The sequence below is a fragment of the Clostridium sp. AF37-5 genome (assembly GCF_003477605.1).
GTDB lineage: Bacteria > Bacillota > Clostridia > Lachnospirales > Lachnospiraceae > Eubacterium_F.
In genome coordinates this window covers 1-13,442 of sequence record NZ_QUDR01000009.1, presented here as the reverse complement: position 1 = coordinate 13,442, position 13,442 = coordinate 1, and the positions used below count along the sequence as shown (strand labels likewise).

General features: G+C 42.3%; 11 protein-coding genes and 1 pseudogene. All 12 read right to left on the bottom strand.

Going from position 1 to position 13,442, the window contains the following annotated elements; genetic code table 11:
- Positions 1 to 9: 9 nt before the first annotated feature.
- On the bottom strand, positions 10 to 663 hold the full coding sequence (locus DW019_RS07370) for a GntR family transcriptional regulator (RefSeq protein ID WP_118442971.1): 654 nt from the start codon (positions 661 to 663) through the stop codon (positions 10 to 12).
- A gap of 32 nt (positions 664 to 695) precedes the next feature.
- Positions 696 to 1,388 carry an LrgB family protein gene (locus DW019_RS07365; RefSeq protein ID WP_118442970.1) on the bottom strand — a complete coding sequence of 231 codons (693 nt, stop codon included), beginning with the start codon at positions 1,386 to 1,388 and terminating at the stop codon, positions 696 to 698.
- Positions 1,381 to 1,743 (bottom strand): CidA/LrgA family protein, encoded by a 363-nt coding sequence (locus DW019_RS07360; RefSeq protein ID WP_022376476.1) that lies wholly within the window; start codon positions 1,741 to 1,743, stop codon positions 1,381 to 1,383. The genes DW019_RS07365 and DW019_RS07360 overlap by 8 nt, the downstream gene beginning before the upstream one ends.
- Positions 1,744 to 1,825: 82 nt before the next feature.
- Positions 1,826 to 3,235: a glycoside-pentoside-hexuronide (GPH):cation symporter gene (locus tag DW019_RS07355; protein WP_118442969.1), complete on the bottom strand. Its 1,410-nt coding sequence runs from the start codon at positions 3,233 to 3,235 to the stop codon at positions 1,826 to 1,828.
- Positions 3,228 to 5,513: a glycoside hydrolase family 2 TIM barrel-domain containing protein gene (locus tag DW019_RS07350; RefSeq protein WP_118442968.1), complete on the bottom strand. Its 2,286-nt coding sequence runs from the start codon at positions 5,511 to 5,513 to the stop codon at positions 3,228 to 3,230. The genes DW019_RS07355 and DW019_RS07350 overlap by 8 nt, the downstream gene beginning before the upstream one ends.
- Positions 5,514 to 5,630: 117 nt before the next feature.
- Complete coding sequence (locus DW019_RS07345) at positions 5,631 to 7,085, bottom strand: UDP-N-acetylmuramoyl-L-alanyl-D-glutamate--2,6-diaminopimelate ligase (protein ID WP_117478284.1); 1,455 nt, start codon at positions 7,083 to 7,085, stop codon at positions 5,631 to 5,633.
- Between the two features lie 15 nt (positions 7,086 to 7,100).
- Positions 7,101 to 7,892 (bottom strand): Cof-type HAD-IIB family hydrolase, encoded by a 792-nt coding sequence (locus tag DW019_RS07340; protein ID WP_117478283.1) that lies wholly within the window; start codon positions 7,890 to 7,892, stop codon positions 7,101 to 7,103.
- Positions 7,893 to 7,895: 3 nt separating this feature from the next.
- The gene (locus DW019_RS07335; RefSeq protein WP_118442967.1) at positions 7,896 to 9,257 is read right to left on the bottom strand and encodes a citrate/2-methylcitrate synthase; all 1,362 of its coding nucleotides are present in this window, start codon (positions 9,255 to 9,257) and stop codon (positions 7,896 to 7,898) included.
- 139 nt (positions 9,258 to 9,396) lie between these two features.
- A complete protein-coding gene (locus tag DW019_RS07330; protein WP_118442966.1) occupies positions 9,397 to 11,262 on the bottom strand; it encodes a heavy metal translocating P-type ATPase in 1,866 nt (621 codons plus the stop codon).
- A gap of 11 nt (positions 11,263 to 11,273) precedes the next feature.
- On the bottom strand, positions 11,274 to 11,492 hold the full coding sequence (locus DW019_RS07325) for a cation transporter (protein WP_022377652.1): 219 nt from the start codon (positions 11,490 to 11,492) through the stop codon (positions 11,274 to 11,276).
- 26 nt (positions 11,493 to 11,518) lie between these two features.
- Positions 11,519 to 11,806: pseudogene (locus DW019_RS07320) on the bottom strand (metalloregulator ArsR/SmtB family transcription factor); the annotation flags it as partial.
- Between the two features lie 88 nt (positions 11,807 to 11,894).
- A partial coding sequence (locus DW019_RS07315; protein WP_243024121.1) for a lectin like domain-containing protein occupies positions 11,895 to 13,442 on the bottom strand: 1,548 nt, incomplete at its 5' end.

Here is a 13,442-nt window from a genome sequence, read left to right as displayed (position 1 = left end):
GTGTTCTCCTTACATCCGCTTCTCAATCAAATCATAATGAAAATCAATTGCAGCATTAAAAGCCTTTTCATCCTCTTTTATGAGAGCCTCATAAATCCGCGTGTGACTCGCTAACAGACAATCTCTACTGTCATATTCAACGCATTCCGTATACACAATGCTGACCGCCTGCATAATTGTAATCAGCAGATTATTTTTCGTAGCAAAAACAAGTGTGTCATGAAATTCCTTATCCTGTTTTGCCAAAGGTTCCCCGGTTAATTCAGCCATTGTATGTAATAAATCCGAAAGTTTTTGTTTGATTTTTTCATCGATACCATTTTCCAAAAGAAGATTGCCAGCCATTTTCTCCATGGCACGGCGAAACTCACAGATTTCACTTTTCGTTACCCCATTTAAAAGAAGAAGCATTTGAATCATGCTGCCAAAAGACTGCCCGATATTCTCCGCAACATAATTACCGGAGCCCTGCTTCCTTTCAACAACGCCCATGCCATGCAGAACACAGATGGCTTCTCTGGCAGAATTTCTTCCAATTCCTAACTGCTCTGCAATCTTTCTCTCCGTCGGCAGTTTACTTCCCCAAGTCAAAGTACCATCTTTTACCAAATCGTAAAAATATGAAAGCACCTTTTGATATTCCTGACACCCGGTTTGTTTCATAACCTTTTCCTTTCCTATGTAAATGAAATTTCTTAAATAAACTTCATAAATAATGGGGAAAATACTACGGTCAAAATTCCCGTAGCTGCAATCGCAAGACTGCTCATTGCCCCTTCGATTTCGCCAAGTTCCATTGCTTTCGCCGTTCCAATCGCATGTGAGGAAGATCCAAATGCGAGTCCCTTCGCAATCGGATGAGTAATACGAAACAACTTGCAGACAAGCTCACCAAACATATTGCCAACCACACCGGTAACAACAATCACTGCTACCGTAATGGTAACATAACCGCCTAACTCTTCGGAAAGCCCCATGCCAATTGCCGTTGTAATCGACTTTGGCAAAAGCGTCACATATTCCGTGTGCGACAGACTCATAAATTTTGCTAACATAAAAACTGTTACACCACTGGTAAGTGTACCAGCTAAAATACCAAACATAACTGCTTTCCAATTCTTTTTAAGAAGCTGCCACTGCTCATACAAAGGAATCGCAAGACATACCGTAGCCGGAGTCAAAAACCAGCTCAAATAAGAAGCCCCTGCATTGTACACATCATAATCAATATCTGCGGTCACTAATATAACAATTGATAAAATAATGGATATTAAAAGTGGATTTAATAGCGCAATTTTAAATTTCTTTTTCAGAAATGCCCCTGCCATATACGCAAGCAGACTAATGGTAACTCCTGCAAAAAGTGAGTTCTCTAAAAATTCATTCATGGTCTTTCCCCTCATCTTTCTTAATCATCCACTGAGCCGTTTTTCCCGTTGCCACAGCTACCGCAACAAAACTAACAAACGTAATAATTCCCACGGGAATTAAAAGAGGTTTTAACACATTCCACGATACCATCAGACCAACGCCCGCCGGAATAAACATCACCGGCATAATTTCAATCAAAAACTTCCCTACCTCCTTCACCGAAGACAGTTTAATATGTCCCGTCATCAAACCCACAAATAAAATCACCATACCGTAAATACTTGCCGGAATTGGCAGTGGCAGAACATATTTGACAAGTTCGCCAACAAATGTGATACATAAAATAAGTAAAAACTGCTTTAAATATTTCATAATCCTCTTCCTTAACGTAATATAATAAATTGGTAGTACCAATTTGGCACCACCAACTATTATACAACGGATATCCTTCTTGTCAAGAATTTCTTCTTTTTTCCAGCTCAGCAATATTTTCAGTCACCTTTTTTTTCGAAAGCGGATAGATAAAAAGCAAAATCATCGCCACAATAAAAAGCCCAATTGCCGGTATCAGACATGACATCTGAAAAATCCGGTCAAGAATCACTGCACGCCTTGCTATCTGCTCTGCTCCCTGCGGATTATGCATAAGCTGTGCCTGATATCCAACCGCCGCTAAAATCGTCCCCACAAGGCCCGACGACAAAGCCTGACCTAACTTTCTTGCAAACGAATATAAGGAATACACCGTTCCATCTTCGCGCACCTTATTTTTCACCTCGGCATCATCAATCACATCTGTTATCATTGCCCAAATAACTGTGTTAAAAAAGCCGATTCCGATATAAGCAAGGACAAAAAAGCCAACGTAAACCCATTCATTTTTCGGATATATTACCATACACAAAAACAAAATCACTGCTCCAAATAGGCAGGAAAAAGCCGACAATTCCCGTTTTCCATAACGCACGGACAGCCGTGTAGCAAGCGGTGCACACACACCTAACACCGCTAGACTGGTGAGAAGCGAAAACATTGACTGTGCCTTAGCGCTATTATACACTTCCGGAAATACATAGGCAGAAATTCCCTGCATGCCAAGTAAGGCAAGCAGCAAAAACATCGCCGCCGCAATAATGCCAAGCAATGCCCGGTTTTTCATTAGATTTTTTAACTGGCTTGTGAACTGGATTTTCCCTTCACTCGCCGGCACCTCAACACGCTCTACCGTAAGTCTTACACACAGCAGATAACACAAAAAGGATAGCACAGAAAAAACACCGGCAATTACCGTCATACGAAATCCTGACAAAACCGTCTGACCTTCCACCGTAACATAAGCAAGCATCGGTGTTCCTGCTCCAATTACAAGCCCGGCAAGAGTTGCTCCGACCGTCCGCCAGGTTGATAGCTGCGCCCGGTCCTTTGCCTCGGCAGAAATTGCCGAAGCCATCGAACCATACGGAATATTAACCGCGGTATAAAAAATCGATCCCCACAAAATATACGTGACAACCATCCAGCCTACCTTAAACCAATATGGCATACCGGCAAATGCTGACTGGTAAATCAAAAAACTGGAAATCGCAACCGGACCACACATCCGCCTTATCCAAGGACGAAATTTTCCGTCCTTCCCCGGTTTACTCCGATCCACAATCTGTCCCATTGTAATGTCCGTGAATGCATCTAAAAAACGAGCAGCCATCATTAACATTCCCACCACACCGGCACCAATTCCCATAACGTCTGTATAAAATTTCAACATGAAAGCCGATGATAAAATAAAGGTAAAATCATTTCCGAAATCGCCAAACATATACCCGATTTTATCCCGCATACCAAAGAGTCTGACTTGTTTATCCATTTAAATTCTCCTTTTTAATTTCGTTTAATTTCATATTCAGACTTTCTAAAAAGCCATCCGGTGCCATCGCCCCAAGCATTTCCTTCATACTTTCCAACTTCATTTTTTTCATCATATCCCACATGCCTTCTTCTTTTGCAAGTGTCATACCGGTAATCAATTTCATCGCTTTCGTGACAAGTTCCATCGCCTCATCATTTTCACTGATTTCCTCTAACGTACAGCGGATATGATAACGGTCCTCCGGATATTTCATTTCCTCTGAAAGATTTAGCGAACCAACCTCCTGAAACCAGTTTGCCACGCCTTCTTCCCTCTCACTGGCTTCCGGGAATACATAGCTTTCCGGCTCTTTTTCCACCCTATCAATCGTCACAGCATCCCATACATCTCCTGCCTTTACAAGAATTGCATTTTTTCCTCCACTAAGAGAAATCGGGAAAGATGCCACATGACGTTTTACCTCATTTACCGCCATTTCTTCCCCATTCACAAAAAGTGTCACTCTTTCCTGATTTGTATACACGCGGATTTGGGTATTTTCCCCAGAGCGGAGCGAATACCGCTTATCACAGATATGAACCATCGGTTCTGGATTCCAGTACGCCTTGTATAGGTAAAAACTATCCTTTTTAATTTTTCTGTCCATCGTTACAAGGCCTTTGTTATTTCTTCCCGTCACACCGCCTTCTGAACGTGCGGCACACCCAAAATCAAACATATTCCATACATATGAGCAGAAAATCCAAGGGCGTCTCTCTAACATATGTGCCATATATTCGTGGTATCCTGCCTGATATGCCTCGCTGTAATCTTTACACTTTGGATTTTCTCCCTGATAGGTAATGATTCCCTCACAGCCATACTCCGACAATCCGATGCAGCGGTTTGGATATTTTTCATGATACTCATCCATCCATGGACCATTGTCCTCTGTCTTTCCGCCATACCAGCCAAAATAATGGTTATAACTTTCCACATCGGTAATTTCATGCATCGGACCGTCTTTCGGCGTCATCGTCACATGAGCAATCGTCGTGAGACGGTATGGGTCAATCTTTTTAGCAAGTGCATTTAACTCCCTGTGATTCTCCACAAGCTTTTCAGAAATACCCCCAATCAAAATTTCATTGGAAATGCCCCAGAAACAAATGCTTGGATGATGGTCATTCTGATAAATAAGTTCCTTTAACTGGGTTATACAGTTCTCATGTGCTAAAGGGTCTTCATTCATCACGCTGATAAAAGGAATTTCCGCCCAAACAACAAATCCTCTTTTATCACACTCGTTATAGAACTCCTGTGCGTGCTGGTAATGGGCAAGACGCACCGTATTTGCCCCGATTTCTTCAATCAGCTCAGCATCCCGGACGTGATCCTCTTTTGTAAGTGCATTTCCCTGATACAATTTATCCTGATGCCGGCTCACGCCGCGCAGCGGCACACAATTTCCATTTATTAGGAAACCGCGCCCGGGATCACAGCAAAAAGTCCTTACACCAAATTTAAGTTCCACTTCATCCAGACATTCGTTATTACGCATAATGAGCGCCTTTAGCGTATACTGATAGCTATTTTTAATATCCCAGCGGTGCGGTTTATAAAGAGGAATAGAAGTATCCGGTGAGTCCGCCGGACGTGCTGCACTTGCCACTTCTTTTCCATCTTCATCAAAAATCTGGTAAATCACCTGATTATCTTTTTCCACCCCGCAAATCTTTGTTCGGATGTGAAGCATAAAATCCTCTTTGTCCCACGAAGCTGGTTCTGTGGCAGCATGGATTCCCAAATCTCCGTAGTGTAACAGTTCAAAATGTGTTTCCGGCACGCAAATCAGATGTGCGCCACGATACAGCCCGCCATAAAAAGTAAAATCTGCTGACTGCGGATAAATCGCATCACATTTTTCATTGCTGCACCAAATTGCTATCGTATTAAATTCTTCCGTACATTTTTCCGTAATATCGGCTCGAAATGCTGAATAGCCCCCCTCATGGCTCACAACGAACTCACCATTTACAAACACTTTTGCCTGCTGCCCCGCCGCCGGTATTTCCAAAAATAAACGAGAATACTTCGCAGACGGCTCCCACTTATCCAACGTTTTTACATACCAGTAACTGCCTCTGTCATATGTTCCATCTCCCTTTTGTCCATCCAGTGCATTCCATGTGTGAGGCAGCGAAACAAGTTCTCCCTCTCCCGGTCTTGCCTCCGAAACATCTACATCCGCATGAATAAACCACCAATTCTCATTAAAATCTAAAATCTGACGCATTTATTTATTCCTCCATTGAATCATTCTCTTTTTACTTATACCCAAAAAAAAAGAAACTATCCGTTTATGCTTTCGTTTCGCATAAATTGATAGTTTCTTTTTCAATTCAAATTTTAATTAACGCGCCAGCGCATTCATAACCGCTTCTCTCTCACTGTAATGGTATTTCACACCATTGATTTCCTGATATTCTTCGTGACCTTTACCAAGAAGAATAATCATATCGCCATCCTCAGCATGGTCAACTGCATAATTCACAGCCTCCTGACGGTCCGGAATCACCACATACTCACCGTTTGTCTTTGCCAGACCAACCTCAATATCTTTTACAATATCCATTACGTCTTCCGTTCTCGGATTATCACTTGTCACAATTGCAAGTTCCGCCAGATTTCCAACGGCCTCTCCCATCTCGTAACGGCGCAGTTTACTTCGATTGCCGCCACATCCGAAAATAGCAATAATCCGGTGCGGATTGTAACCACGCAGAGTCTTTAGCACACTCTCGGTACTCACACCATTATGCGCAAAATCAATCAATACGGAAAATCCTCTGCCGGTCGGAACATTTTCCACACGGCCACGCACTTTTACGTGCTCAAGCGCGTGCAGAATCACCTCTTCCGGCATTTTCAACAGAGCACCGGTACACGCCGCACACATTCCATTGTAAATATTAAAACGTCCCGGCAGACCAACAATGATATCTCCGTTCAAAAGACCATTCGCATGGAATTTCATACACAGATTTCCCTCGTTATTCACATGCTCAATTTCCGTTGCCGTCATATCCGCATCTTCTGTTCCATATGTTTTAACCTCACATGTCGCATCTTTTATCATTTCTTTCCAGTGCGGGTCATCACGATTTACAATTCCGACGTCACACATCGTAAACAGACGGCTCTTGCAGTACAAATACTCATTAAAATCTGCATGCTCATTTGGTCCGATGTGGTCCGGCGTAATATTGGTAAAAATACCATAATTAAAATGCATTCCTGCCACACGGTCCATCTTGATTCCCTGCGAGCTTACTTCCATTACCATATACTCGCACCCGGCATCCACCATATCTTTAAAATATCTCTGCAAATCATAGGATTCCGGCGTTGTATGCTCCGTCGGTGTCACCTTGCCGGCAATTGCCACACCAATTGTACCAACAATTCCGCAGGTTTTCCCGGATTTTTCAATAATATCACGAATCATATATGTGGTTGTCGATTTTCCTTTTGTTCCTGTAATTCCAATCGAAATCATCTTCGATGCCGGATAATCAAAATACGCCTGGGATAAAAGACTCAGCGCTGCTCTGCCATTTGCCACACGAATCACTGTAATACTTTCATCTATGGACTCAATCTCTTTTTCCACAACAAGCACCGATGCGCCTTTTTTCACAACATCCGGAATGTATTTATGACCATCGACAACCGTTCCTGCAATGGCAACAAACAACATTCCCTCTTTGATTTTTCTGGAATCATATGCGATATCTGCCACTTCCGTATCAAGGCTTCCCTGTACCAGTTCGTACTCGATGTGCTCCACTAATTTACTTAACTTCATTTCGCCGACCTCCCTTTACTCGATTAATTGATAATGTTTCAATGCCTTCTCAATTCCATCTTCCATCACAGCCGCCGTTACATAATCGACCGACGGAAAAATATCCGGATTGCCACTTCCCATTGCAATGCTGATGCCGGTGAAATCAAGCATCGGCAAATCATTTGTACTATCACCAATTCCTACCGTATGCGCTCTGTCAATTTCTAAACGCTTACAAAGAAAATCAATTCCGGTCGCCTTTGAATAACCTTTTGGCACGACCTCATAAAAAGTCGGGTCACGTAAAATAAAATCAAACGTGTTTTCCCATTGTTCCTTAAATGATTTCATGTCACTGCTCTCATCAAACCAGAGTGCCATCTTATCAAAATTCAAATCGGCATCCTCCCAGAACAACTGGCATTTTGCCGAAAATGTTCCATTTTCCTCAAAGATGGATTTTACAACCGGCATCCAGTAATCTCTGCGGAAATATGCCGTCTCCTGACCTTCCAAAACACCATCGATATGATAGCGCGTCAGAGAATCGGCAACTTCTCTCTGCAATTCTTTCGGTAATGTTGCATGAAGCAGTTCTTCCCCATGATAAAATATATTCGTACCACATCCGCCTACCACACCATCAAAACCAATTTCCAAAATATCCTTTGGCCAGATGGACTTGCAGCGTCCGGTACAAAGAAACAGTAAATGTCCGTTTTTCTTTGCCTGATGCAGGGCACGCACCGTACTCTCCGGCACGATTCCCTCTTTTTCATCTAACAAAGTTCCATCAATATCGAAAAATAACATGTATTGTTCCATCGTTTATTCTCTCTCGTCTATTTCACGGAAATCCACATGACTTCCTACGTATTTGTACGCCGGTCGAATAATTTTACCCTTGTTTACCAACTCTTCCAGACGATGTGCACTCCATCCGGAAATACGGGCAATCGCAAAAATCGGAGTAAATAATTCTCTCGGAATACCAAGCATAGTATATACAAAACCACTGTAAAAATCAACATTTGCACAAACCGGTTTATAACGCAAATGTGCTTTCATAATCAAATCTTTGGACACTTCTTCCACTGTTTCATACAGATGAAATTCATCCATTTTACCTTTTGCCTCCGCCAGTTTTTTTGCATAGCGTTTCAAAATCACGGCACGAGGGTCAGACAATGTATAAACCGCATGTCCCATTCCATAAATCAGACCGGATTCATCAAAGGCCTCGCGATTCAGAATTTTATTCAAATATTCTTTAATCTGCTCTTCATTATTCCAGTCCTTGCAGTGTTCTTTAATATCATCAAACATCTGCAACACTTTTAAGTTGGCGCCACCATGACGCGGTCCCTTCAGCGAAGCAATGGATGCTGAAATCGCAGAATATGTATCTGTGCCGGAAGACGTTACCACATGATTGGTAAACGTCGAGTTATTACCGCCGCCATGCTCTGCATGAATGACAAGTGCAATATCTAAAACTTTCGCCTCTAACTCCGTAAATTTACCGTCCTGTCTTACCATCTGCAAAATATTTTCTGCAATTGACAAATCTTTATCCGGTGTACGGATGTATAAATTATCATCAAATCCAAAATGACGGTATGACAAATACGCATACACCGCAATCAACGGAATTTTGCCGATTAACTGCAAAGACTGGCGCAGTACATTTGCCACGGAAATGTCGTCCGGATTCTCATCATACGAATACAGTGTCAGCACACTTTTCTGCAATGCATTCATAATGTTTGCACTTGGCGCTTTCATAATCACATCACGAACAAACTGACCGGAAAGCTCCTGAAGACTGGTTAATACCTCTTCAAAATCCTTTAACTGAGTATGTGTCGGCAGTTCGCCAAACATCAGCAAATAGGTTGTCTCCTCGAAAGCGAATCGGCGGTTTTCAAAACTTTTTACAAGGTCCATTACATTATATCCCTGATAATAAAGTTCTCCGTCGCAAGGAATCTTTTTGCCGTTTTTCAAGCGGTATCCACAGACATCTGAAATCTCTGTCAATCCGGTAAGTACTCCTTTACCATTCGAATCGCGAAGTCCCCTCTTCACATCATATTCGTTATACAAATCCTGGTTAATGGCACCGGATACCATACAGTAATTCACCAGATTTTCAAATTTGCCATTTAACTTTTCTCCCAGTTCCATCATTGAGTGATTATCCAAACCAAATCCTCCTTCTTTTGGACTCTTGTCATAGTCGAAAAAAGAGGATAGGACACTTCATTTTCGGACCTATCCTCTTTGACTACGACATTATACTACATGTTAATCAAAAATGCAAATCATGTTAATGATTTTTCATCACCCGCATTGAGTTCAAAATTGCTAAAACGGATACACCGACATCGGCAAATACAGCTTCCCACATATTCGCCACACCAATTGCACCAAGCAAAAGTACAACTGCTTTTACGGCAAGGGCAAATACAATGTTCTGCTTTACAATGCGAAGTGTTTTTCTGGAAATCAGTACGGTTGACGCAATCTTTCGAATATCATCATCCATCAAAACAACGTCTGCCGCCTCAATTGCTGCATCGGAACCAAGACTTCCCATCGCAATACCAATATCCGCACGGGTCAAAACCGGTGCATCATTGATACCGTCGCCGACAAAGGCAAGACGCTCTCCATCTTTTTGCGCAGAAAGAAGTTTTTCCACCTCATCCACTTTATCACCGGGGAGAAGTTCAGCATGTACTTCATCCAGTTTCAACTCATCTGCCACATGTTTCGCAGTTTTTTCTCTATCACCGGTCAGCATAACACATTTCTTCACGCCAACATTTTTCATCTTGTGAATCGCCTCTGCTGCGCCCTGTTTCACGGTGTCGGAAATCACAAGTGCCCCTAAAAAGGTCTGCTCCTGACCAACATAGACAACCGTTCCGGCGCTTTCACACGGCTCATAAGCAATCGACTGTTTTTTCATCAGCTTTTCATTGCCGACATAAGTCATCACACCATCTACGAGAATCTGAACTCCGTGGCCCGCAATTTCAACCGCATCTGACACACGGCTTCTCTCAATTTCTTTTCCATATGCCTCAATAATCGAACCGGCAATCGGATGGTTTGAATAGCTCTCGCCAAGTGCTGCCACTTCCAATAATTTATCTTCGGAAACACCGGCAGGTTTCATCTCGGTTACTTTAAATTCGCCTTTTGTCAACGTTCCGGTCTTATCAAATACAATGGTAGTCATCTCTGCAACCGCCTCTAAGAAGTTACTGCCTTTTACCAAAACACCAATCTTAGATGCAGCACCGATACCGCCAAAGAATCCAAGAGGCACCGAAATCACCAGTGCACACGGGCAGGAAATAACAAGGAAAATGCACGCTCTCTGAATCCACTCAGCGAATCCTCCGCCTAAAATAAGCGGCGGAATCACAGCAAGCAAAACTGCTCCAATCGTAACGACCGGTGTATAGTATTTGGCAAATCGGGTGATGAAATTCTCCACCTTTGCCTTTTTACTGCTTGCATTCTCAACCAGTTCCAAAATTTTAGCAACCGTCGAATCATCAAATTCCTTTGTGGTACGGATTTTCAGCGTTCCGCTGCCATTGACGCAGCCACTGATAATCTCGTCGCCCTCTGACGCTCTTCTCGGTACTGACTCACCCGTAAGTGCCGCCGTATCAATTAACGATTCGCCCTCTATAACAACACCATCGAGAGGAATTCTCTCTCCCGGCTTTACAACAATAATCGTACCGACTTCTACATCATCCGGGTCTACGGTCACTAATTTCCCATCTTCCTCTACATTCGCATATTCCGGACAGATATCCATCATTTCCGTAATGGATTGTCTGGATTTCCCAACCGCATAACCCTGGAACAATTCACCGACCTGGTAAAACAGCATTACAGCAACAGCCTCTAAATACTCACCAACGCCAAATGCACCAAAGGTGGCAATCATCATCAGAAAGTTTTCATCAAAAATCTGTCCATGGGAAATATTTCTCACAGCCTTAAAAATAATGTCATATCCGACAATCAGGTACGGAACGGCAAATATCAAAAGCTGTGCCCACCATGGCAGTGGCTCTAATACTCCCATATGCTCACAAACAAACAGGATAACAAACAGGACAAGGGAAATGATAATCCGAAGTCTCATTTTTTTCTGTTTTTTTGTCATACAATCATCTCCTACAAAAGAATCTGGCAATCCGGCTCAACTTTTGCACAAACACGGACAACCTCATCCATAATTTCATCAAAACGTGCATCATCGGCATCTACTGTCATCTTCTGTGTCATAAAGCTGACTACCGCATCGTTTACACCATCAATTTTTTTAATTGATTCTTCCATTTTTGCTGCGCAGTTTGCACAATCCAAGTCCTGTAATTTAAATTTCTTTTTCATGATTCATTTCCTCCAATTCAATTATGTTATTCCGCAATATGGTCGATTCCCTGCTCGATAATCGTTCGCACATGGTCATCGGCCAGTGAATAAAACACCGATTTCCCCTCGCGGCGGCCTTTTACTAACTTATTCTGTTTTAGAATCTTTAGCTGATGCGAAATTGCTGACTGCGTCATATTCAAGGTTTCCGCTAAATCACAAACACAGACATCCTTCTCAAATAAAACAAACAAAATCCGGATTCTGGTCGAATCGCCAAACACCTTAAACAATTCCGCCAAGTCATACAATTCATCTTCACTTGGCATTTTATCACTCTCCGTTTCTGTAAATTTACATATGAACAATTATTCATATGTTCATTATATGCAGGATAACATAAAAAGTCAACCCCTATTATCATTTAATTTTTATTTTTATATTCGCTGTCTTTTTACTGCCGTCACCCGCTGCTGCCTTTACATAAACCGTCTTTTTCTTTCCGGCCTTCTTTGCCTTAAAGACACCTTTTTTTGACAGGGTAGCATATTTTTTATATTTACTCTTTGTAAATTTATAGGTAATCTTTGCATCCCCTGCGCGTTTTTTCGTCACTTTCAGCCACTTACTTAACTTTACTTTTTTACCGGCTTTCACCTTTTTCAACGAATATTTAAACTTTAGTTTTTTCACAACCACTGTCCGGGCACTGCTATTATCAGGTGTTACAGGATTATCCGTAACTACCGGGGTTGTCGGATTATTGGCTGCCGGTGTTGATTGTGCCTTTTGCGTCGGCGTAGTCACAGGTGCTGCCGTTGGTGTTGCCGTTAGCACTGGCGTTGGTGTTGCCGTTGGCACCGGTGTTGGTGTTGCCGTTGGCACCGGCGTTGGTGTTGCCGTTGGCACCGGCGTTGGTGTTACCGTTGGCACCGGCGTCGGTGTTGCTTTCGTAGAATCCCAAGTATCAGAAAACATCTTAATGCAGAGATTTGCATTGTTTTTTCTGCCGCCAGACCATACAAGTTTGGAAAAATCTTCCCACTCACCATCCGAATACTGAACATAACTTTCGCCCTCATTTGCGCTAACTGCTTCTGTAAGTGCAGAATTGTTATAAGTACATTCATAAGTCTGATAAGAAGTATCCCCACTCTCTTCCAATTTTACAACAACTGCATAACGCTTTCCTTTTGTCATAAATACTTCATCTTTATCTTCTTTTACAAAATCAATGGTATGATATCCGCGCTCTGCAATCGTACCGGACAATGAAGACATTAATTTACCGGACATCGGATTATCCGAATCCGGACTCTCATAAATTGATACTTCATAATTTACATTTGCTTCCTGTGTATAGAAAGAAACTGCCTGCATTTTTTCATCGGCTTTTGCCTCAAATACATTGGCACCACGCAGAAAACTTCTCGAATAAGCAAATGGAATTCCACCATCATATTGATAGTTATTGTCGTAATTATCCGCTTTTTCCACATCAAAGAATGCCACCTCTGCCTCTTCATTCTTCTCCGCCTGCAGCATAGCATCCTCATAAGAAATCCAGAAATATCCGCCCATACTGTTGCAGTCGCCCCAGCTGTTGCGAATTAGCCATGCACCGTCTGAAGAAGGACGACATTTGGAATTAAAATTACTTGCCGAATAATTATCATCCCATCCTACAATCAATACACTGTGATTGGTCGTCTTGCTTGTATCATCACAATAATACGCCGTAAAATTGCTTTTCCCAGTATTTCCATACATCTGCTCGTCACTCGATGTTTCCGGCGCATACATAGAGCACTCCGCTGCCCCATACTCCATCAATTTCTGTTTGATTTGGTTGCGGTTCGCTTTCGTCATATAAATGTATTCTACGTTCTGCAAATGATAGGAATCCTTATCATACATCACGTATAATCCAATTATCCTCTTTTGAGGGTAATGGATTATTCTCCTTTC